Origin of the sequence: Brucella sp. TWI432, assembly GCF_039674445.1 — a bacterium.
GTDB classification, from domain to species: Bacteria; Pseudomonadota; Alphaproteobacteria; order Rhizobiales; family Rhizobiaceae; genus Brucella; species Brucella chromiisoli.
Map to the genome: position 1 here is coordinate 14,414 of NZ_JBDJNL010000020.1, position 20,442 is coordinate 34,855.

Consider the following 20,442-nt stretch of genomic DNA (forward strand, 5'->3'; position numbering starts at 1 on the left):
ATGCCTTCATGATTGATCTCCACCAGTTGAGACTATTCCTTCGGAACGGGACCGCGAACGAGCCCGAACACTGCTTCGGCGAAGGTATAGGCAATTGACGATAAATGTTATTGCTCAATGCTGCAACCTCCCCATAATTGTTTAATTCAGTCAAATTACTGTCGGTGATTGCCTACAATTCAGCGAAACCGCGACCTGTTGTTAGGTCGCAAAAATCCAATCACCGAAAAGGCGTTACAATTCTTGACAGTTTTTTGTGGAAGTGCGATTCTCTAACCGTCCAAAGTATGAGAATAGGCCTGCCACGACAGAAATGTTTGGTGGGCTTTTTCTTTCCCGATTAGTCTCCCCTGCTCCGGATAAAGCTTGAGTAAAGCTCATCCATGTTTTCGCCGATCCAGTCAGCGAATTGTTCGCTGTTCGCTTTACTGATCGAAATTGTTGATGCGGATCGCGTGCGTTTAACTGTCAGGCTAAGGGAGCGGTCATCCGATTCCCAATGCTTAACTTGCCCGGTTTTGGCTGGCGCTGCTTCGGCTTTTTGATCGGCAAACTGAGTCGTCAACAACTCTAAGCGCCGATCACTATCCGCTGATTTGAAAGCGTCATCATTGATTAGTTTAAGTGCTGCTGCGCGGTTGGTTTCCATGCGCAACTTCTGTGCGACTTTGTACCAGGTATCACGACCGCTGTTCTTAGCTGCGCCTATCGCACGAATGACTTCTGCAGGAATGTCGTCAATTACGGAAAGCATTTTTGAGACGACAGTCTTGTCGACTGCAAGCGCTGACGTTACTACCTCACGATCGTACCCCTGATCTATTAGATTTGATGCGAAGACGGCTTTCTCAATGAAGGAGAGGTTTGATCGAGCGCTGTTCTCTTGGCCCTGAGCAATGACGTGTTCACGGTTAGAGAGTTCCTTAACTACAGCGCGGACGGGACGAGAGAGAGCCTTGGAGGCTCGCAAGCGGCGATGGCCGAAAACGACCATATAGCGCCCTGCCCTATCTGGATGCGGACGAACCAAAATCGGGGTGTCCTGCCCCCTCTCCTCAATGGCCTTGATCAGATCATCGAAGGCCGTTCCATCTTTCTCCATTCGGTCTTCGACAAAGGACACGTCAATAAGGTCAGCGTCGATTTCAATGACGGCTGATCCTTGCAGCATTTGGGCCTGCATGTCGTCGGCGGCTTTTGCCTTTTCTGCGAGCTCGTCAATTGATCGTGTAATGGCACCAAATGCGCCGCGACTTCGGTTACGAATTTGTGCTGGTGGCAACTGCGGAGAGTTGTCCGCCGCCAGTTGTTCTTTTTCCGCAGAGTTGACTGCAGTCAACTTTTTACTGTCAGTCAGTGAGGATAGGAGATTTTTGCGTGACACTACCGCCTCCATGCCTGATGAATGAGGGCCATTACTTCATCGTTCACGCGATGAAGAGATTCCATTGCTCGGTCATAAGTTGAGCGAATAAACTGAGAACGTTCAACCTCATAAAGCGTCTGCTTTGTAATGCCGGCATCTGAGATAGCCGTGCTTTTCAGCATTTCATTGATCAGTACGTGACGCTTGAAGATTGATCGCATGAAAGCAACCATCTGGCTTTGTGGGCCATCAGTGGGCTCATAACGAGTGACCATGTATCGAAGCCAATCAAGGTGCATATTTGCCCCTGCCCGCTTCAAGGTTCCCATGACTTCGCCTAACATCAACAAAAACTGACACATCGACATAACGTCGAGCATTTGCGGATGGACAGTGATTAGAACGCCGGTTGATGACGAAAGAGCGGTCAGGGTCAAGTAGCCAAGCTGGGGCGGACAATCGATGATGACGACATCATATTGACCTTCAACATCGGCGAGAGCTTCATCCAGACGGCCAAAAAACATTCGACCCATGGCTCCGTCTTTTTGAGCAAGGGCCAATGGCGTGTCGTATTCAAATTCCTGCAATTCGAGATTCGCCGGAACTATGTCGAGTCCGGGGAAATTCGTGGGCTTAACCAGATCGCTTAAAGGCTTTCGATCTTCGTCATAGCGCAGCGCTTCATACAGAGACTCATTATGATCTATTTCGGGTTGGAAGCCATGTAGCGCCGAAAGTGAAGCTTGCGGGTCAAGGTCAATCGCCAGCACACGATGGCCGGTCAAAGCCAAATGCTGTGCAAGGTGCGCGGTGGTAGTAGTTTTTGCACTGCCGCCTTTAAAATTGACGACAGAAATTACCTGCAAATGGTCGCCCTCACGCCGGTGGGGGACGTACTTGCCCGGTGTCCTGCTGTTGGCATCGAGAAACTGTCGAAGTTCCAGCATCTGGTCGGCTGTATAGGATCTACGACCCGATGCTGTTACAAGCGGTTGCGGCCCCTTTCCTTCTAGAGAAAGGTTTTTCAGATACCCACTTGTCACTCCGAGGTATGTAGCCGCTTCTGCTATCTGAAAAGGGCGCAAGGTCTTTTGAGCATTTGGCGGAAACATAGCCAAACGATGTTCGTGCAGCATTTCCGACAGATCATTGGCTTGCTGCGTAACCAGCAAATCAACCTCTGTAATTTCTTCGCTTACACTGCTCGCTACGTTCATCGGAATTTCCTGCACATGCGTTTTTTTTGTCATGTTGACAACATAAACGCATTTAGACCCGATTCTGTAAGCGCGGCAAGGAATTTAAAGTTAACGAATGGTTAATGCAGGCACGAAAGGAAAAGTTGACTGCAGTCAACTCACTGTTGCCGATGGCAACGGGACATCGCTTAATTGCATAGAAATGGTAATGCGGGCAGGGCTCAAGCGCCAGCCTCTATCATGATACCGCTGTATCTTTGTCGATACGTCAAGCATGTTGCCTTTATGGCCGATGAATTTTCTCCAAGCCAGTTCTGGTGTCTCGCCGAACGTACCAGGCGCTTGATCACGGTAAATAAGATCACCTTTATGCTTATCCCATGGGGAGAGGGGAGGCAGGATGACAAAGCCGTCGATTGTGAGTGTTTGATCGCTCAAGGGCGCGCCTTCCTTTGTTCGACGGTAGTGATTGTTGCAACCTGATCCCGATAACGGTTCATTGCAAAAGCAAAACGCTGCATCTTCATTCGATCCTGCCAGCACTGGCAACCGCCATTGGTATGCTGACCTACAGGTGCGAGTATGATGCAGTGAGCATTGCCGCAGCTCCCGATGACGGAAAGCTGCTCGTTCAGGTCGGCGCTGGCGTCTTCAAGACAGGTGAGGGCGTCAACACTAAAGCATTTTTCTTGGCTCATGACTTATCTCTATTAATGGGAGCCGTATCGAATACGCCCAATTTGGCCCGGTCAACGGGTTGGCTCAAAAACGGACATCTTGGCGAACAAAATAGGAACGCGGTAGTCATATTGCGCCTTGGAATAAGGATGGTATCGTCGCTGTGGATACTTTACTGAATAGGTGCGTTGATGGTGCAGTCAATCGAGGATCACGATTTGGTAGCTAATTGGAGTTTGTCTTTTGATGAACTTGCCTTGATCGGTACAAAGCGACATTCGGTAAGATTGGGTTTTGCAGTATTGCTGCGTTTTCGTCGGCTCATGGGTCAATTTCCCAAGGACCGTAGCGAAGTGCCTCCGGAAGTTATAGCATATCTGGCCCAGCAGACTGGATCAACCGCAGAGGAATGGGACACGTACGATCTGACACTACGATCGAGCCGCCGACACCGTTCTGATATTCTTGCTTTTCTCGGCATCCAGCGTCTGACAGGCCGGGATATTGAACGAGCAGCAGCATGGATAGTGGAAGAACTCTGCCCGCTTGGATTATCGCCATCGGAAATGATTGAGCGCGTGGTTGGCTGGTTTGCTGATCAGCGTATTGCCTGTCTGGAGGAGGTCGAGCTTGACCGGTTGGTTGCAACAGCACAGCGACGTTTTGAGGAACAGGTTCTGGCTGCAATCACCGCATCATTGTCGCCTACACAGAAAGTCCTGCTTGATAGCTCGCTGACCGATAAGGATCCTGTGACGGGTTTCAGCGGGCTTAAGGCCGATCCCGGAGAAGCCAGTCTCGACAATATTCTCTTGACTGCACAACGGCTTGAATTCGTCCGATCATTGGAATTGCCTGTTTTGGTATTACCAAACCTCAATGCCCCTATCTCAAAAATGTTTCGCCGCCGGGTTGCCAATGAAATGCCCTGGCCGATGCGTCAGCATCCGGAGACAAAGCGCTATGGTTTGTATGTGAACTTTCTGTCGCATCGTCAGCGTGAGATCACGGACGGGCTGGTCGATCTGCTGGTGGATATTATTCATAAGATCGGAGCGCAAGCCAAGCGCACGGTGATCAGGACCCTCACCAGAGACGTTGAGAAGGTGTATGGCAAGGAAACCATCCTGTTTCGCATCGCCGAGGCATCAACGGCAAAGCCGGACGGTAGCGTGCGCGATGTGGTATTTCCGGCGGTCGGGGGCGAGAGCGTGCTGTCGGCCATCATGAAGGAATACAAGGCTGGCGGTACTTTTGAACGTAAGGTTCATGCGGTGTTGCGCGCTTCCTATGCCAAGCATTATCGGCGCATGCTGCCCGCAGTCCTGACCACATTGAAATTCCAGTCCAATAATGCAGCGCATCGACCGGTGCTGGAAGCTCTCAATTGGCTGCAGCGTCATCACAAGGAACAGCACCGGCGTGTGATCCGGATCAAATTCTTCTGTGCGCAAAACTCGGTGCTTAAGCCCAATTTCTTGAATCGTGCCTCCGTCAGCATCTCCGCCGTCAAAAGCAAATTGACAAATAGCAAGTGCGAAGCCTTCGTAATCGGGCACGTCAACGCTTGTTCGATCATCGGGGAGGGTCGCCGGAGCAACCATATTGCTGACGTCAGAAGAATGGTCCGCTACAGGAACAGAAGATAGGGCCGAACGAAGTGTGTATTCTGCATCGGTATGTTTTGTTTCTACCTCCTCGCCACATTGTGGGCATTCGATGAAACCTGTTTCAAGATACATGCAGGCGTTCCGCGCCGCTTCCTCCAACGTTTTCGTATTCCCGCTAAACTGCAGCGACATGATCGTCTGTGCGATATTGTAGACCGCGCGGGCTTCCGTCAGTCCAACACCCTCGGACTGCGCCATTATACGATTATGGCATTCGCGAGCGGCGTCCATGATGTGTGTAGGAATGTCATCGATCATCAGATTTGTTCTCCGGGGCAAGGAAGATGCTTTTGCTGGCACAGTTGGGGCATGCAGCGTTCTTCATGAGGGTTGCGGCTTTGGTCAGTTCCATCGGGAGATAGGCGACCACCCATATGTGAGTGCATCCCCCACATTGGGCGCGAAGCTCTTTCTTCGGCGGGGCGAGGGGGCCTTCTCGATCGGGCCAATGCGTGTCGCCGCGCTGGCGCTTGGCTTCAACGGCTACGTCATAGCTTTTGCGGGAATCGTCGCGTGGATCGTACTCGCTCATTCTTCCACCTCACTAAGAAGGTCATGAAAGGTGATTTCGATCGTAGGGTTGGCGTATTTCCCGGAAACGATGACATGCTTGACCGTGGCAATATCGATGCCAGCGTTAGCAACTTCGACCAAGTTCATGTGCATGACGTTGCCGCGAAGGTCTGCTAACTCACGTTCGATAATAGTCTTCGCCAAGCCGAAGCCCGGAAGCCTATCTGATGCCTTTTGCTGATCGAGCGCATCAAGCGCCATAGCAATGCCGTACATGCGGTTGACCATGGCAAGATGTTTTTTGCTATCAACGGAGATGGTGCGCTTTTCGGAAGTGCTCATGCTACCTCGCTAATGTGGTCTATGTTTTTGAAAATCGGACGGTAGGTGTAAGCAACCACCCATGGGTTTTTATCCCACGCGCCGGGGCCGTTGACGTGGTCCCAGAGTGAGCGGTAGCTGTCGATCGGCGATCCGCAGCATTGAGTGGATGGCATCAGGTAATCTTTCCACCCGTCAGTGTCGCGCTCGATCCCTTCGGCAATTGCATCCGCTTCGCTAATATCCTGCAGGCGCTCGACCTTCACGTCGGTCACGATCAGTGTGAGCCGTGAGGCCCAACGAGGCATGTGGATGGATGGGCGCCAGAGCGGTCTGCCGGATCGATCAAATCCCTCACGAAAAACGGCGGCGGTATATCCGTCAGTCGGATGCTCGACCTGTTGAATAGTCCCTGTACCAATGCTTCCTCTGTAGGCCGTACGCGGCAGCAATGCGTGTGCCTCACGAACCCAAAGTCTGTCGCCGACTTTGATTTTTGTGAAAAAGCGCGGCGCTACATCACGCATCATGTAATCGGTATTTCCCTGATGCCCGTTGGTTCGGCACGATCCATCGCCCAATTCTTCTGGCTGGGGCGTATAGATTCTTCGTGTCTGCGTTTTGCGTTCTTCAAGATTGGCGCGAACCATGGGCGCGCTGAAAAGGAGAGGGTGGTCTTTCATTGTGCGCTCATCTTTGTTCGAGCCTTCTTTGTCGCATGGCGCAGCTTTGCCAAAGATCGAATGGCCGGGCGCACATCAGGGTGTGCCGCATCATGATTGAAGCCGCGATGGCCGTTCATGAAGGGGAGAGTACCGCGAGGCATTAGTTCCCAGTTTGAAGGATCGGTATTTTGTTTATTGCCGTCTTTGCTTTTGAGTATGAAGCCTTCCGGAACTGGGCCATTTACCTTTTCCCATAAATGCCGGTGTTTGAGCGCGTACCGACATTTGAAGCCCGTATAAGGGTTACGCTCATCAACGTTTATTTCGACATACCCGTCAGGAGTAATGCGTTCATGGCCTACATATTTCGCGTTCTTCGGTATTTGGCCCTTTTTGAACTGCGTGCGCGCACTGTTCGCGTTGTAAGGCATCTTCTTTCCGAAGTTGGCCGGCACGTTACCTTTGGGGAAATGTCCCGTGCGTCCGGTTTTCCAGCCTTTGCGTTTGCGCAGAGCGTGCAGATTATGAGCCGCCACTTCGCGATTGAAGCGCTGATTAAATGCCGCGGTAAATTCGCTGATCGGCATTTTATAATTGAGCTCAAGCCAAGCGAGTTCTTCGACGGAGTAGGGAATTGCCGCGCCCTTCATTCTGCTACTCCATCAATTTGTTTCGACTTGTCGAAAATCATCGGGAGCGCTGGCTTAAATTTCTCGCCGCGAATTGCGATAGTGTTGACCGCTTTCAATGCCAGATCGGCATTGCTAATGATTTGCTCGCTTATCGCGACAATCGCGTCAGACCTTTTTGCCTCCGCATTAATTTGTTCAACAGTCAGGTCCTCATCTGACAGCCGTTCAAGCTGTGCGAAAAGGTGATTGTTTAGGTCGATAAGTCGATTTTTCATGGGGCTTGAACTCCATTAGCCGTTGCTCCGGCTGCAAGGCGACGATCGATCATCGCGGGATCGCCGTCAGATCGTCGTTGCTCATGCAGAAGTCACCATCTGGATTATCGGGGGTCCGAACGAGTACGGTGATTTTTCTACCGGGTTTGAAATGCGATAAGATTTCATCCATAAGGGCGGCGATGGATTGAGAAGTTTCCGCAAGCTGGCTCATTGTGCAGGCTCACTTTCCGGAGAAAGCCCAAGTGCATTGTCTACGGATTTTTGGGCCTCTGCGGTGGCAGTGTGCAGAGCAAACAGGGCTTCGGCTTCTGCGGCGCTGGCAATCTCAAACACAGGTCGAGCCTCGTCTTCAATTTGCACTTCCATCTTATGGAACTGGAAAAGTCCACCGAGTGTCCAATCGCACGGTTTACCGTCAGGCTCTTTCCGGGATGAACCCGCGCCAGTAAAGCGACCAACACAAGAGAAACCGACGTATTTTTCGACGGCGGCGAAATCCTCGCCAGCGCCAGCGCATATGAATGATTGAGCAGACTGCACGAAATCACACATCGGGCATTTGAAGGCTAAATGCTCTTTTGAAACGCCCTGAGATTTGAGGCGTGCGCGAAATTCGCCGAGGGAAATATTTTCGATGGTCATTGCGATTACCAATAATTGAGGGGAGTGGCGCGGGGGTGCCCCCGCGCAGTTCATCAACTTTCCGGGTTGTCGTGAGAGGCTTCGCGGTCGGGCTTCGCGGCGTGGGCTGTTTCGTCGAGCGCTTTCAACGCCTGCACGTACCAGACGTTATCAATGTCGTTGTCTGATATCTGTCGCAGTTGATCAGGGGTGCTGATGACTCCCCACCATGATTCAGCACCGTAAATAATCTGACTGAGGGCGGGAACGTAAATAGCCGGATTACCCATGAAAGTGCCTCGGCTAATGTGCAGCACTTTATCCTCATGTTCTGGTCGGTCTTTAATTGATACCTCAAGCTGAGGCATGTCTCCCATGTAGACACCAAGAAATGTCTTGTCGGCATATTCTGGGGCGCAAGGGCGAACACGGACAAATTTGCCGGCTTTATCTTTGCCGAAAAACGGAGGGATAAGCTTGGGAAGGCTGGTGTTATCGCCAAAGGAAATTGGGGCAGGTGTTTTTTTCTGCTCGGTGGTCATTTTGTTTCCTCTAAAAATGAAAAGCTTCGCTATCGATTAGATCGGCGCGCGTGAGGCCTTCGGTTCCCGCGATAGGGGCGTCGATCGAGACGTTTTTGAAATGATCGAATTGGCGGTTGTATTCGGTGACGGATTTCTTCACCCAAGCCGCGAGCTCGTTGAACGGAACTTTCCGATCGAGAACTTGCACCATTACGGAATTGATGACGTCCATCTGCGCAGCGGCCATGAGATAGCCCGGCACATGAACGCGGATTAGCTTGCGCATTTCGGCGGGGTTTGTCTGTGCGAGATGCTTGGTTTTACAGCGCTGCCGATAACGTCTCTGCTTTGCGTTGTGTTTTTCTGGTGTGGTGCGGTCGATCCCGTAAACGCCCTGTTTGCGCTTGCGTTCAATGTCTGCAGCTTTGTGTGCAGCGTGTCTTTCCGGATCGGCGTAAATGCGCTCCATAACTCGTTTGGCGTATTTCCGAACTTTCTTTTTATTCCTTTCACGCCACGCTTTGCTCATCGCGCGTTTATGTTCCCTATTGGCTGCATAGTAGGCGCGCCTTTTGCTGCGATGTTCGGATTTCAGACGCTCAATTTCGGTTAAGGCGTCCTCCTGATCCATTTTCTGCAAACGATCAAAGTCCGCCTTTGTGAGCCATTCAGGAAGTCTCATTGCGCTACCTCTTGAGAGAAAAGGGGAGATCGGATGACAAAACCCACATGTGATACATGTCAGCCTCATCGACTAATTCGGATTGCTTGGGCATGACGGAAACGGCTGTCGCTTCTTCGCCGAAAAGCTCATTCTTGATCCGCTGCATATCTCGCCAAGGCGGCTCAAGGTTTGAGGCTGTGCGGATCGCGCAATGCGTTACACGCTGGCCGCTTTCGTCTGTGAAAGGACGGACCAGGACGGCATAGAGGTTGTTGCCATATGCAGTGCGAATATCGCGACACCAACCACTACCGCCCGGCAAGCCTTGCGGAAGATTGGTTTTGCGCCAATCTCCCCAGTTGCCTGCCAAGCCGCGCTTTTCCATTGCAAGTGATGCGCGGCGTTCACGGCGATTGTAATTGCGGTCAACCATCACCGTCCCCTGCCGTCGAGTTGGACGATTGGGGTAACTACGTCCGGCAACTCCGCCGAGAGCCAACCGAGCAAGTCCTCTGTATTCGAGAATGCTCCGACAGCCACGTCAGCGTATGGGCTTTCTCGCTCCGGAACTTGCTTTACGATCCAGCCACCGTTCGCCACTTTGAGCAGGAGGATAGGGCCGGTCATGGCTTATAACCCTGCTGCTGCGGCCAGTGACGGCAGATCATGCGCAGCTTTTCTGCCTTACGCTCCCGCTTTGCCTCGGCGCGTTCCTGATAAAAGGATGCCGGCAATAAAGTAGGGACAAAACGAGGCGAGCGGCGCGTCCATGGCTTTTTCGTGCGCATCGGTGTTGGTGCTGGCGAAGCATCATCGTGGATTGTGATAGCTGTGGCAGGAGCGCGCCTGATGCTAACACCACCCAACAGCATTGCGCCGAGAGCCAAAACACTTCCAATTCCAAATCTACGCATTGATAATTTCTCTTTCGTGGTGTGAGGAAATGATGACGCGCACAAAATCGCTGATCCGGTCTTTCAGGACGATGCGTGAGGCGCAGAGAGAAAGGTACGTGTAGGCATTGCCGGTACCGCCATCGCTCATGCCTTCAAGGAAGGGCTTGGCGGTGATGGTCGAAATATCGACGCCGATCGTGATCAGCCCGCGCAACACGGAATAAATGTTGCGATGCTGCAGTGACTGGAAATGATGCGGGTGCAGGTCATGCACATAATCGAGAGCATGGCCGGGATCTAGGAACATGGCTCCAAGTACGGCTCGCTCAACGTCATCGACTTCGGGATCAAGCGCACGGAGGCTGATCAGCCCAGCTTCGGAAAGAAAACTATTCCAATGCGTGGTTATGGTTTCTTTGGCTTGAGCCTCAGTGTCAGCAGAAAAAAAACTGCTGGATGCATAACTTTCGGCAACAAAGTGCCAGTGCCAACGCGGGAATTTAACTGGCGGCAAGATTTCTGCGACAAGCCGCGCACCAGAATAGACATGGATACGTGCGTTCGGGCTTTTTGCCAGTGGACGGAAGGAGAGCAGAGCGACCATTATTCGCCTGCCTTTGTATCGGAGCGGTACTCAATCAAGTCGCCCGGCGTGCAGCTTAACGCGATGCAGAGCTTTTCAAGAAGATCGACGTTAATCGTCTTCATTCTGTTGTGTGTTATGCGGGAGAACTGAGAGCGTGTAATATCGACCTTTGTGGCAAGGTCGCTCAAATTCATCCCTCGATCAGCGGCCATAGCCTTAATCCGCAAGACGATCATGGGTACATTCCTATGGTGATGGGGGTGGCAACACTCATCATGTCAGCGGCTCCGATATTCGCCTTTGCGCACGACGCGCTCATTCAGGCCTACGAGTTTTTCGATTGTGGTCGCGCGGTGCATGTTGGCGCTGGCATCGGATTTCGATGTGGTGCGCTTCACTCGGACAGGTCGTTCGATCTTCACCGGCTTGGTGCCAGCATCACGAATAATGAGTTCCGCACGGGAATTAAAAATCAGCAGCGTGTAGAGGCTGGGGCTTTCAATCATCGCGGCGGCAGCATTCGCATTCTTCACAGAAGTGAAGTCACCGACGATGCGTGAGCAATGATTTCTCGACTTTTCTACCGGGCTTAAAATGAGCCGATAGTGACGTTTCGGTGCACGATATTGCCACGCTTTCCAGATGCGCCGGAACGGCTCTCTTGGCGTCTGATCGACGGTCAAAATAAAGGGCTTTTTTGCCCCATTTTCGGGGGCATTTTTGGCGGTCATTTTATCGCCCTTCCGTACAGGAATTGTTCTGCATTTTTCGGGCGGTGTATTGCGGTGAAATGCGCTTGCTGACGCGGTGATTTCGCGGTGTGCGCTACCCCCACAATATACCACATGGACTAGGGGAAGCCGTTTTGAGTGGCTTTTTTCGAGTGTTTTCAAAGGGGTGAAAATAGCGCGCGCCAACGCCGTACAAACTACGTACAGGATAGGCCGGGTTGTTGTGATTGCGCGCGCCAAAACTGCCATGATTAATGCCTCATAGCTGGAGCGTCAGAGGCGCCTTTATCCGCCGTTTCATCGTTCAATTGCTGCTGTAATTTGGCGAGCACCGCGAGCTCAATTACACCGAAGAATGTTGGGTAATTTTCAAGACCAAATGTCCTGTCCATTTCGGCGGGAATGAACGCGCCAAACTGCCAGCGCGTGTGTGCGTCCGCTGCAGCGATAGAGATTACATGCATGTCATCTGCCACCCATGCGGCAGATAGATGAATATGCAGGTGAGTGAACGGCCAGCTATTACCTGACGTTGGCACGACAACATCAATGCGCTGGATATTGATGCAGGCGAAAAAGGTTTCTTTATCTCCCAGCAACTTTTCCCATTCTGGAGAGTGCAGGCGATAGCACGGGATTCCGGTACGCGGATTGATGACATTGACCTGCATTTTTTAAACCTCTGCTGCCTTGGATTGGAAACTGGCGTGATGGTGGCCGTAGACGGCTTCGAGCGTTTTGGTGGACATGCCGAGCGAATGGCTGGCTTCCCACATATCGACACCGGCACGCATGAGCCACGTTGCGCGGGTGTGGCGCATGGTGTGTGGTGTGACCTTTGAATCGAGCTTGGCCGCTTGAACTGCCTGCTTCCACGCATGGCGAATGTCGGCAATATCGGCACCGTGCCAGTGGATGACGGTGTTGAAAAAATTAATCTGTTGCGTGGATCCTGCTTGCGCTGCGATGCGGCCCTGTTCGGCCATGTCCATCTTCTTCCAGCGTTTCAGATGAAACAGGATTTTGCGGCCGAGCTTGACCGGGGGCTTGCGCTTCTTGGTTTCGCGCTCGCCTTCGGTGCGGCGGTACATGATTTGCTCATTCAGATCGATGTAACCCGCCCGGTCGTTCCGCTCCCATTGAACCGTCAAGAGAACGTTGAGGCGCGAGCCAGTGTAAATGCCGAGCAGGATCAGTCGGGCCAGATGGTGATTGATGCGCTGGCGGTCGCGCGTCCAAGTGCCGTTCCGGCAATTCCAGCCAAGCGCACCGGCCAGCAGGCGGGCCGCTTCTGATTTTGTCAGCCAGCGCGTGCGGGCAGGGGAGGGCTGGGGCATGTGAACGACGGGCAGGGAATCGACCGGGCCGTAATTCTTGTTCCAGAAATTCAGGGCTGAAAGTAGGATTGCCAGTTCGCGCCGGATTGTGCCTGGCTTAACCGGACGGGAACCATGCAGGCGATGGTTTTCATATTCCTTGCAGGTTTGTTTTGTGATTTCGGAAAGGACTTTCCGGCCCCACCAACGCGATAATGCGGAAATTCCGTAGGCGGTCGAGCGCGGCGCCACCGTTTCCGGCAGGTGTTCTTGCGAATAGGTAAGCAGGACTTGCGCTATCACGATTCTGTCCGCCCGCTTGGTTTCTGTGGGGTTTGCGTGCTTGAGCGCGATGTATTCGGCGAGCGCTTTTTCAGCTTGTTCACGTTCATGCTCAAAGCATCCAGTGCGCTTTGCGTATGATCGATCGCGGATGATCCAGACACCTTCAATTCGGTTGAGATAGAGACGCGGCGGGAGTGCTTTCTTAGGCATAGCTGCAACCATTCATTGAGCATCTTGGGGGTGACGCAATACCGTTTGCCGATCATGAGTAGGGTGAGCCGTCCGGCCTTATGCTCATTGCGCAGGTGCGCCTCGGAACAAGCACCTTTGAGAATGCGTTCGCATGCGTCTTTCAGCGTCAGAATTTCATCAGGGTGAAACTGGGTCATTCGACACCAGCCAATAGAGGCATAGCCTCCGCACAGAGACGTTCGGCACAGGGCGGATTAATCCAGAGGACTTCGATACGGCGCGCCGCGCCATCTGCCAGAGCAGCGCGCTCGATCCGACGCCAGCCTTGCAGTGCATCGTCATACAAAGCAGAGGGATAACCCGACAGAACGACCATGCCGGCAAGTCCTTGCAGAAAATCCAGCAGTTCGGCATGATCGTCGTCTGTCATTTCATGCGCATAATCTTTCGAGGGGTCCGAGCGCGTTTCAAATACATATGGCGGATCGACATAATGCAGTGTGTCTGCGCTATCGTGTGTAGCCATGACACGCTTCGCGTCTCGGTTTTCCACGACAACCCCGCGCAAACGCTCAATAATTGCTGTGAGGGCTTCCGGGTAATTCGCCCAGTCGTGTGCGGGCGTTGTGCCGGATCGGTTGGAATTGGCGCGAAACCCGGTGACACGAGAATGGCCATTGGAGCCAAACCCCATAAAGGACCGAATAACAAGTTGTCGCGCGCGTTCAACCGGATCGGCATCTGCCTCTCGATATGCCATCTTGAATTCCTCGCGGGAGAACGGCGTCAGTTCGAGAACTTCTACAAGGCGACTGGAATCTGTTGAGCGAAGAACCTGAAACAGATTGACGACTTCACCATCAAGATCGTTCCATACTTCCGCATATGAACGGTCCTTGCGCATGAGCACGGAACCCGCACCGCCAAACGGTTCGACATAAACGCGATGCTTCGGAAAGTGTGAAATGATCCATGGAGCAAGCATCCACTTGCCGCCGTGCCACCGAAGGAGTGGGCGGGATAGTTGGGTCATAGCGCCAGTCTCAAAAGATCGAGGGCGCTCATGAAAAGTAGGCAGAGCAGCCAGCCCATCAGAAAGGGATAATTTAACGTTGGCTTTTTGAGCACACCGATCAGCACACCACGCCATGTTTTGTTCGTTGTTATAGGTGCTGGCGTTGGTTCCGGCTTTTGGTTCCAATGTTCGATCGGCATGACATGAACACCGGCACAAATATCAGCCAAGCGCTGCAAACGGGTTGCGGCGTAGATCGGCCCGCATCGATGTGACAGGTTGCGGACGGACGCTTCTATGAGCTGTTCACAGGAGTCTGGATTAAACGTGCGCGCTTGCTCGTCGTAGAAATTGCGAGCCGTGAAAAAGCTGTCACCAGAGGACGTATTCATGCGACCTCCGCGAATTTGTCGGTTTCATCGCCCCATACCGTCCAACCGGTACGCGGCTGGCGCGCAAACAGTTCGAGGCGGCGGGCATCGGGAGAAGCGTACTGTTCTGCGGCCTTGAAAAAGCCTTCCGGCTTGCGGGAATGCTCGCGCAGCGGTTCGATGATCAGTTGATGAATTGCCTTTGAATGGCGGCGCGGGCGTCCCTTGCGACCGAGAACAACAAATTCCGCGTTCTGGCGCGTTGTGTGGCCAAGGCCCATCTTAAAATCGCTAGGGCCGATCGGCTTTTTAAGAACAATTACGCCATCCCTGCGGACGCGATAATCTTCGGGAGTCAGTTTGAGGTCGTTGTGCTTGAGGTTTTTCACCCACACGAAGGCGATAGCAGAAGGTTCAAAGCCCCATGCGCGCAGCACAATGCCGTGATAACCCGCAACAAGCGCTGGGCCTGTGATCCACAGCATCAAGTGACAGTCAGTTGCCGCCACATCAGCGACAGGTAGCGCGCAGATTTCGTCTAGCGTTGCCGTGTTGTAATGACGTTCGGGCGCGCGACCCAATCCCTTGTCGGAAAAGGCCTTAAAGCGCCAATTCGGATCGGCGGCGATCAAGTCAAATTTGCCTTCCGGCAAGAGGCCCCAGATCATCGCCCGGCTTCCTGCAAATCGAAAATCGCCTTGCGATGGATCGCAGCGGCCCGGTCGTTCGCGAGGATACAAGCGGTAATTGACTTTTGATCGGCTTCCAGCTTCGCAAGCTCGTCGCGGATAATTTTCTGGCGCTGTGAATTGACGCTTAAACGCTCAACGAGGCGCGTTCGATTGTTGTCGACAACAACCAACTGGCGCTGCGTAATCACAGCTTCTTGCGCCAAAATTTCTTTAGGCGCTGGCTCAGCGGCCAGAGGCGTATGTTTAAGACTCGGTTGCGCTGCTCGATTGGAAATATCTGCACGCTCTCCGACAGCCTGATCAACGGACTCGCCAATGGCTTTCAGCAAATCAACATCATCATCGAGGGGCTTAATATTCTGCAACATGCGGCTCTCCTGAAAAGAGAACCGCCAGTAGTGTGGAGTGTCAGACGGAGGGTGGCACACTACCGGCGGTACGCGGCGACAGAGCGGGGCTCAGGCGGGGGGGGCGGGGGCTTGGGTAAACCCGCGCTGTCACAGCATCGGGTTATCGGTTGAGTGTCGTAAAGCAAGTATCGAAGCTCGATAGCTCTAAGCATCGGTCCATCGCGGACGGCGCGCTGATCGAGTTCATGGCCGAGAGACCGAGAAACAAAATCATTAAGATGAGAATGGCCACAACGTAGCCCATGCGGCGTTCGGTGCCAGCGTGAACAGCAAGCTGCTGCTCGTACAGTTCGATGAAATCAGGTTTTGAATTTTGGGCGCAAGTCCCTGTTGGGCGTCCGCGATTTGACGCCGCCAATCCTCGGTCCATGACCATCTCCAATTGACGATAAGTTCACCAGTTATGGGTTGCACTGTATAGGCAATTGACGATAGAATGCAACAATTAATATCGTCAATTGACGACATTTTTTGCAAATCTGTGTAAACAGACCGTGAACATGTCAGGATTGCTTGTAATGAAGATAGCCGTAACCGATAGTGAATAAACTAAGGGCGGCGTCTGGGGATTACAGGACGGCAGGAGGCAATATGTATTTGAGTATCGACCGAGTTACCGCAGACCGCATGACCGCAGAAAGCGAAGGCGCAGGGCAGGGAGATGGAGGAGATGGAGGGTTTAACGAGCTCGCGCATATGATTAATGCGCTGACGAAAATGTCAGCAACAGAAAAGCGCCGAATCGGCGCTCTGATTGATAGTCTTACTGATTAATCGTTCTTATCTGTCGGAGTTTGATGCTCTGGCACAATAGCAGATACCATGTCCCGTACGATCTCCCGGCGTTTCGGGTCTAAAGACTTATATTTCAAGACCAAACGTTCGGTTTCTTCGTCCAATTCCAAGCCAAAGATGAGCCAAATCGGGCTCACATTAAACGCGTTGGCCAGTTCCACAAGAGAATCAACATTCGGCTCCTGCTTCCTTTGAAGCAGAGCGTAGATATACGAGTGGTTCTTCCCCGCCATTATTGACGCGGATCGCATAGTTAAGCCCCGTTTCGCCATCAAATCTTGAAGGCGCTCTCGCCACATCGAATTATCCATGCGCGATAAATAGCAAATATTTGCGGTATTTGTAACTGGAAATATGTCACTGAATTAACATCGTTAATTGCCGATATTGTATGTATCGTCAATCGCCTATATCTTGCCGCCATTCCTCAATGATAGGTGAAGGTATCCGGTGGCCGCCAAACGTTCCTTGACAGCCCAATTGCAAGAGATTGACCGGATCATCGGCGAAAGCCGTGCGAGCAAAGACGCGCACTATCGCCGCGAAACCCAGCTAAGCATTCGTGAAACGTTGGTTTGGCTCCAAAAGAACGAACGAGCCATCAAGGGCCGCATAGAGGGGCGCTCACAATGAAGCCCGCTCCGCCTGTCGATACGATTTTACATCGCGTCACATATCACGCCGTTACGCGTTACGTGCAGCGCATCCTGGGTGTCACTGTTCCCATGGACAAGGGCACGACTGAGGTAATTCGCGCAGCCGTTCATTGTAAGCGCGCCAAGACGACGATCGACGATGTGCGCAGGATAATTCTTATCCCAACAGTCGCGGTAGCGATCGAGAACAAATTCGCAGCGATCGACACCAAGAATTTCACTGCTGTTTTTGATCCAGAACAACAGATCGTCGTCACGATCCTCGAACCCCAAGCATACAAGCAACGCCAAGGCAGGAGGAAATCCACCAGCAGATCAGAAAAGCACTGTCACCGCATCGCCGAACGTGTCGGCCTGCAAATCAAAGGCATTTATTCAAAAAGGCAGAAGACATGACACATAACGGAGTGAACGTACGCTCAGGTGTGAGTTCAAAAGGTATTCAAGATAATCGAGCGCCACTTACCCCAGTTTATCAGGCTCTTGATACAGCCGATGACCTTGCTCGCGCTGTAAATAATTTCCTCGATACGCTTTATGGTCCCGAGCCAACAAGCGATAGCGAGTCTGCGGCACCTTTCCCAGAGGGTGTTCTACCTCGGCTAGCGGAACATGCGGATGGAACACGCAGACGCCTAGGCCGAACATTCGAACGGCTTAACAAAGCGTTCTCGGAGTTAAGCCAATGAGCGACGATATTACATCGGAAGCCCAAACCATTGCTGTCGGTCAGCTTCGCGCCTTCATCGAACGCATTGAGCGTCTTGAGGAAGAAAAGAAAACCATCGGCGATGACATCAAGGAAGTTTACGCCGAGCTAAAGGGCAGCGGTTTCGACTCTACTGTTGTGCGCACGATCATCCGTCTTCGTAAGAAGGAAGATCATGAGCGGCAGGAAGAAGAAGCCATGCTGCAGCTTTACATGGACGCCCTCGGTATGGGCTGACCGATATGACAGCAGCGCCAGCAGCGGACCAATGGCTGACCGTAACGGTTCCGGCCTTTATGGCTGACAACCCGGTTTACGCCGATAATCCAACGCTGGCGTTGTTGCTCGATGCGCTGGTACGAGCGCACGAAGAAAAAGCCCCCGACATTACCCTTGATGCCGCCTTGTTACGCGCCACGCACGAAATTCTCGTTAGCCACGCACGATTACTTATTGCGGCAATGGAGCCATTAGAATGACCGCCAAGCGTGCGCCCGCAAAAAAGGCGGCACCCAAAAAAGCTATCGTGACAGAGCCGAAAGCGAAGCAGCACCAGCCTGTTGAGCTTAATCGACAAATGGCTATTTTTGCTCAAGAATATATGAAGGACATGAATGCTACGAAAGCCGCCATTCGTGCGGGCTATAGCGAAAAAGCTGCGCGACAGCAGGGAAGTCGCTTGCTTGGCTATTACGTGGTCAATGAGCGCATACAGGAATTATATGAGGAGTCGCAACGCGTTCTCAAAAAGAATGCCGAACAATTCCTAACGGAACTGCTGTCGTTCAACAGCTTTGACATGATCGATATTTATGAGCGCGGCACACGTTGTTTTAAGCCAATGGACGAGTGGCCGAAAATCTTTCGCACTGAGCTCCTGCAATCCATCAAGATATTCGAGAAGTTCGAAATGGTGATGGGTGAAGATGGGAAAAAGCATAAAGAAAAAATCGGAGAAATCGTCGAAGTCAAACTCGTTGACCGTCTGCGCATTAAAGATTTCATTGGCAAAACGATCGGCGCATGGCGCGAGAAAAAGGAAGAGGAAAAAACCGACGATCCTGTAGGCGAGCTCTGGCAAGAAATATCTGGGCGCTCTTTTGAGCCACAGGATGATTAATGCTCCCGTTCGAAAGACTGCCCACGGAGGAAAGGAAAAAGCTTCTAGCTGATCCAAATTGGCGGATCAGGAACCTCTATTACATCCTCGATAAAGACGGAAATACCGTCATCTTCACGCCAAACGAGGTTCAAGATGATTTCATACGGAAACTTTGGTACCGCAACATCATCCCAAAAGCTCGCCAGAGAGGTTTCTCGACTGCTGTACAGTTGATGATCCTGGACGCTTGTCTATTTGTTGAAAACACCCGTGCTGCGATTATTGCGCTTGATCTACAGTTGGCGCTCGCGATCCGCGATGACAAGATTTTATTTGCTTACAATCGTTTGCCTTCCTTGATTAGAGACCGCGTGCCTCTGACGAGAGAAAATGACAAGCGTCTTCAATGGAAGAATGGCTCTGAGCTACAAATTGGCACGACTGCACGCGGACGAACTCTGTCTTGGCTTCACGTCTCGGAATATGGTGAGATTTGCGCGAAAAACCCCGAACAAGCGAAGGAAATTATATCGGGCGCGCTGCCAGCAGCGGAACGTGGAACTACTGTTCTCGAATCCACGGCAAAAGGTGCAGACGGTGATTTTGCTGTCAAGGTTTCGCAAGCTGTAGCGGTTCAGGAAAGTGGCAGAAAGCTAACCCGCAAAGACTTCCGGCTTCACTTCGCTTCGTGGTGGGATGCAGCAGAATACGAGCTTGATGATCCCGAATTTATCACCATCTCTCCGAAGGATCATGCATACTTCGATCGTCTCGAAGTGACGATTGGGCGGGAAATTTCGCTTCGTAAACGTGCGTGGTATGTCCAGCAGCGCGATAGTGAGTTTTCGGGCGACCTTGAGATGATGAGGTCGCAGTTTCCAAGTACGTTGGAAGAAGCCTTTCAGCAATCAACAGATGGAAAGTTCCTCGCCGAAGTTCTCTCCCTCGCGCGGCGTCAGGGACGTATCGGCCAACACAAGTTCGACCCGTCACGACCAGTTTACACATTTTGGGACATTGGAACGGACGATGATACCGCCATATGGTTCATGCAAATCGTCGGGAACAGCTATTACTTTATCGATTATTTCGAGTGTAACGGAGAGGCACCGGCCTTCTACGCCGCAGAGGTAATGAAAAAAACCTATAATTACGCGGCTCACTATCTCCCGCACGATGGCGCGCATCGTCGTATCAGCACCTTTGCTCTCGAAACCTACGCGGATATGCTCGGCAAGCTATCGCTCAAGAATATTGAGATTGTTCCCCGCACTGACGACAAGGTGCAGGCGATCAATATGTTGCGTACAGAGTTCGGGCGCTATTACTTTGATGAGGAGATTTGTGCTACAGGGATTAAGCATCTGGAGAAATACCAGAAGACGTGGAACTCTAGGCATGCTGTCTGGACAAGTACACCGGCACAAAATGGACACCAACACGCCGCCGACGCAATTATGCAAAAGGCACAGATCGGCGATGCACTCGTAACGCAACACCAGCAGCGCCCACGGCGCTCACGCTCAGGAGGAATGGCCGTTTGACCCAATAG

34 protein-coding genes are annotated in these 20,442 nt (G+C 52.2%); 8 read left to right on the forward strand and 26 right to left on the reverse strand.

Annotation, left to right across the window (positions count from 1 at the left end):
• Positions 1-340 precede the first annotated feature (340 nt).
• The 4 genes from repB to ABE527_RS18320 form a co-directional block, all read right to left on the reverse strand.
• Complete coding sequence (gene repB, locus ABE527_RS18305) at positions 341-1,384, reverse strand: plasmid partitioning protein RepB (RefSeq protein ID WP_499697842.1); 1,044 nt, start codon at positions 1,382-1,384, stop codon at positions 341-343.
• Positions 1,384-2,586, reverse strand: coding sequence for a plasmid partitioning protein RepA (gene repA, locus ABE527_RS18310; RefSeq protein WP_499697843.1), 1,203 nt, complete (start codon positions 2,584-2,586; stop codon positions 1,384-1,386). The genes repB and repA overlap by 1 nt, the downstream gene beginning before the upstream one ends.
• A gap of 135 nt (positions 2,587-2,721) precedes the next feature.
• On the reverse strand, positions 2,722-3,006 hold the full coding sequence (locus ABE527_RS18315; protein WP_499697844.1) for a hypothetical protein: 285 nt from the start codon (positions 3,004-3,006) through the stop codon (positions 2,722-2,724).
• Positions 3,003-3,266: a hypothetical protein gene (locus ABE527_RS18320; RefSeq protein WP_499697845.1), complete on the reverse strand. Its 264-nt coding sequence runs from the start codon at positions 3,264-3,266 to the stop codon at positions 3,003-3,005. Before ABE527_RS18320 ends, ABE527_RS18315 begins: the two co-directional genes overlap by 4 nt.
• Positions 3,267-3,437: 171 nt before the next feature.
• On the opposite strand from ABE527_RS18320, the gene ABE527_RS18325 reads away from it, so the two are divergent.
• Positions 3,438-4,895, forward strand: coding sequence for a DUF4158 domain-containing protein (locus ABE527_RS18325; RefSeq protein WP_499697846.1), 1,458 nt, complete (start codon positions 3,438-3,440; stop codon positions 4,893-4,895).
• 268 nt (positions 4,896-5,163) lie between these two features.
• On the opposite strand, the gene ABE527_RS18330 is transcribed toward ABE527_RS18325, so the two are convergent.
• From ABE527_RS18330 to ABE527_RS18430, 21 genes are all read right to left on the reverse strand, one after another.
• Entirely contained in the window at positions 5,164-5,448 is a 285-nt protein-coding gene (locus ABE527_RS18330) for a hypothetical protein (protein WP_499697847.1), read from the reverse strand.
• The gene (locus ABE527_RS18335) at positions 5,445-5,771 is read right to left on the reverse strand and encodes a hypothetical protein (RefSeq protein ID WP_499697848.1); all 327 of its coding nucleotides are present in this window, start codon (positions 5,769-5,771) and stop codon (positions 5,445-5,447) included. Before ABE527_RS18335 ends, ABE527_RS18330 begins: the two co-directional genes overlap by 4 nt.
• Positions 5,768-6,433 (reverse strand): hypothetical protein, encoded by a 666-nt coding sequence (locus ABE527_RS18340; protein ID WP_499697849.1) that lies wholly within the window; start codon positions 6,431-6,433, stop codon positions 5,768-5,770. The genes ABE527_RS18335 and ABE527_RS18340 overlap by 4 nt, the downstream gene beginning before the upstream one ends.
• Positions 6,430-7,065, reverse strand: a complete 636-nt coding sequence (locus ABE527_RS18345; RefSeq protein WP_499697850.1) for an HNH endonuclease signature motif containing protein — start codon at positions 7,063-7,065, stop codon at positions 6,430-6,432. Before ABE527_RS18345 ends, ABE527_RS18340 begins: the two co-directional genes overlap by 4 nt.
• Positions 7,062-7,322 carry a hypothetical protein gene (locus ABE527_RS18350; protein WP_499697851.1) on the reverse strand — a complete coding sequence of 87 codons (261 nt, stop codon included), beginning with the start codon at positions 7,320-7,322 and terminating at the stop codon, positions 7,062-7,064. The genes ABE527_RS18345 and ABE527_RS18350 overlap by 4 nt, the downstream gene beginning before the upstream one ends.
• 49 nt (positions 7,323-7,371) lie before the next feature.
• Positions 7,372-7,536, reverse strand: coding sequence for a hypothetical protein (locus tag ABE527_RS18355; protein ID WP_499697852.1), 165 nt, complete (start codon positions 7,534-7,536; stop codon positions 7,372-7,374).
• Complete coding sequence (locus tag ABE527_RS18360; RefSeq protein ID WP_499697853.1) at positions 7,533-7,967, reverse strand: VVA0879 family protein; 435 nt, start codon at positions 7,965-7,967, stop codon at positions 7,533-7,535. The genes ABE527_RS18355 and ABE527_RS18360 overlap by 4 nt, the downstream gene beginning before the upstream one ends.
• Before the next feature lie 53 nt (positions 7,968-8,020).
• Positions 8,021-8,488, reverse strand: coding sequence for a hypothetical protein (locus ABE527_RS18365; RefSeq protein WP_499697854.1), 468 nt, complete (start codon positions 8,486-8,488; stop codon positions 8,021-8,023).
• Between the two features lie 10 nt (positions 8,489-8,498).
• Positions 8,499-9,110, reverse strand: a complete 612-nt coding sequence (locus ABE527_RS18370) for a hypothetical protein (RefSeq protein ID WP_499697855.1) — start codon at positions 9,108-9,110, stop codon at positions 8,499-8,501.
• Between the two features lie 46 nt (positions 9,111-9,156).
• Entirely contained in the window at positions 9,157-9,567 is a 411-nt protein-coding gene (locus ABE527_RS18375; protein ID WP_499697856.1) for a DUF7694 domain-containing protein, read from the reverse strand.
• 190 nt (positions 9,568-9,757) lie between these two features.
• Positions 9,758-10,048: a hypothetical protein gene (locus ABE527_RS18380; RefSeq protein ID WP_499697857.1), complete on the reverse strand. Its 291-nt coding sequence runs from the start codon at positions 10,046-10,048 to the stop codon at positions 9,758-9,760.
• Entirely contained in the window at positions 10,041-10,634 is a 594-nt protein-coding gene (locus tag ABE527_RS18385) for a DnaB-like helicase N-terminal domain-containing protein (RefSeq protein ID WP_499697858.1), read from the reverse strand. Before ABE527_RS18385 ends, ABE527_RS18380 begins: the two co-directional genes overlap by 8 nt.
• Positions 10,634-10,852 carry a helix-turn-helix domain-containing protein gene (locus ABE527_RS18390; protein WP_499697859.1) on the reverse strand — a complete coding sequence of 73 codons (219 nt, stop codon included), beginning with the start codon at positions 10,850-10,852 and terminating at the stop codon, positions 10,634-10,636. Before ABE527_RS18390 ends, ABE527_RS18385 begins: the two co-directional genes overlap by 1 nt.
• Before the next feature lie 42 nt (positions 10,853-10,894).
• Positions 10,895-11,596, reverse strand: coding sequence for a hypothetical protein (locus ABE527_RS18395; RefSeq protein WP_499697860.1), 702 nt, complete (start codon positions 11,594-11,596; stop codon positions 10,895-10,897).
• Between the two features lie 2 nt (positions 11,597-11,598).
• Positions 11,599-12,018 (reverse strand): hypothetical protein, encoded by a 420-nt coding sequence (locus tag ABE527_RS18400; protein ID WP_499697861.1) that lies wholly within the window; start codon positions 12,016-12,018, stop codon positions 11,599-11,601.
• A 3-nt stretch (positions 12,019-12,021) separates the two neighbouring features.
• Positions 12,022-13,158: a tyrosine-type recombinase/integrase gene (locus ABE527_RS18405; protein WP_499697862.1), complete on the reverse strand. Its 1,137-nt coding sequence runs from the start codon at positions 13,156-13,158 to the stop codon at positions 12,022-12,024.
• Positions 13,159-13,333: 175 nt separating this feature from the next.
• Positions 13,334-14,173, reverse strand: a complete 840-nt coding sequence (locus ABE527_RS18410; protein WP_499697863.1) for a DNA adenine methylase — start codon at positions 14,171-14,173, stop codon at positions 13,334-13,336.
• On the reverse strand, positions 14,170-14,547 hold the full coding sequence (locus tag ABE527_RS18415; RefSeq protein WP_499697864.1) for a hypothetical protein: 378 nt from the start codon (positions 14,545-14,547) through the stop codon (positions 14,170-14,172). The genes ABE527_RS18410 and ABE527_RS18415 overlap by 4 nt, the downstream gene beginning before the upstream one ends.
• Positions 14,544-15,194 (reverse strand): MT-A70 family methyltransferase, encoded by a 651-nt coding sequence (locus ABE527_RS18420; RefSeq protein WP_499697865.1) that lies wholly within the window; start codon positions 15,192-15,194, stop codon positions 14,544-14,546. The genes ABE527_RS18415 and ABE527_RS18420 overlap by 4 nt, the downstream gene beginning before the upstream one ends.
• Positions 15,191-15,586, reverse strand: coding sequence for a hypothetical protein (locus ABE527_RS18425; protein WP_499697866.1), 396 nt, complete (start codon positions 15,584-15,586; stop codon positions 15,191-15,193). Before ABE527_RS18425 ends, ABE527_RS18420 begins: the two co-directional genes overlap by 4 nt.
• A gap of 142 nt (positions 15,587-15,728) precedes the next feature.
• A complete protein-coding gene (locus tag ABE527_RS18430) occupies positions 15,729-15,998 on the reverse strand; it encodes an Ac45/VOA1 transmembrane domain-containing protein (protein ID WP_499697867.1) in 270 nt (89 codons plus the stop codon).
• A 221-nt stretch (positions 15,999-16,219) separates the two neighbouring features.
• On the opposite strand from ABE527_RS18430, the gene ABE527_RS18435 reads away from it, so the two are divergent.
• A complete protein-coding gene (locus ABE527_RS18435; RefSeq protein ID WP_499697868.1) occupies positions 16,220-16,402 on the forward strand; it encodes a hypothetical protein in 183 nt (60 codons plus the stop codon).
• On the opposite strand, the gene ABE527_RS18440 is transcribed toward ABE527_RS18435, so the two are convergent.
• On the reverse strand, positions 16,399-16,722 hold the full coding sequence (locus ABE527_RS18440) for a helix-turn-helix domain-containing protein (RefSeq protein WP_499697869.1): 324 nt from the start codon (positions 16,720-16,722) through the stop codon (positions 16,399-16,401). The genes ABE527_RS18435 and ABE527_RS18440 overlap by 4 nt on opposite strands.
• 151 nt (positions 16,723-16,873) lie before the next feature.
• Here ABE527_RS18440 and ABE527_RS18445 point away from each other — a divergent pair, with 151 nt between their 5' ends.
• The 6 genes from ABE527_RS18445 (at position 16,874) to ABE527_RS18470 (ending at position 20,434) form a co-directional block, all read left to right on the forward strand.
• Positions 16,874-17,056, forward strand: coding sequence for a hypothetical protein (locus ABE527_RS18445; protein WP_499697870.1), 183 nt, complete (start codon positions 16,874-16,876; stop codon positions 17,054-17,056).
• Positions 17,053-17,475 (forward strand): hypothetical protein, encoded by a 423-nt coding sequence (locus tag ABE527_RS18450; RefSeq protein ID WP_499697871.1) that lies wholly within the window; start codon positions 17,053-17,055, stop codon positions 17,473-17,475. Before ABE527_RS18445 ends, ABE527_RS18450 begins: the two co-directional genes overlap by 4 nt.
• 289 nt (positions 17,476-17,764) lie before the next feature.
• Positions 17,765-18,025: a DUF2312 domain-containing protein gene (locus tag ABE527_RS18455; protein WP_499697872.1), complete on the forward strand. Its 261-nt coding sequence runs from the start codon at positions 17,765-17,767 to the stop codon at positions 18,023-18,025.
• Between the two features lie 5 nt (positions 18,026-18,030).
• On the forward strand, positions 18,031-18,267 hold the full coding sequence (locus ABE527_RS18460; protein ID WP_499697873.1) for a hypothetical protein: 237 nt from the start codon (positions 18,031-18,033) through the stop codon (positions 18,265-18,267).
• Positions 18,264-18,908: a terminase small subunit gene (locus tag ABE527_RS18465; RefSeq protein ID WP_499697874.1), complete on the forward strand. Its 645-nt coding sequence runs from the start codon at positions 18,264-18,266 to the stop codon at positions 18,906-18,908. The genes ABE527_RS18460 and ABE527_RS18465 overlap by 4 nt, the downstream gene beginning before the upstream one ends.
• The gene (locus tag ABE527_RS18470; RefSeq protein WP_499697875.1) at positions 18,908-20,434 is read left to right on the forward strand and encodes a phage terminase large subunit family protein; all 1,527 of its coding nucleotides are present in this window, start codon (positions 18,908-18,910) and stop codon (positions 20,432-20,434) included. Before ABE527_RS18465 ends, ABE527_RS18470 begins: the two co-directional genes overlap by 1 nt.
• Positions 20,435-20,442: the final 8 nt, after the last annotated feature.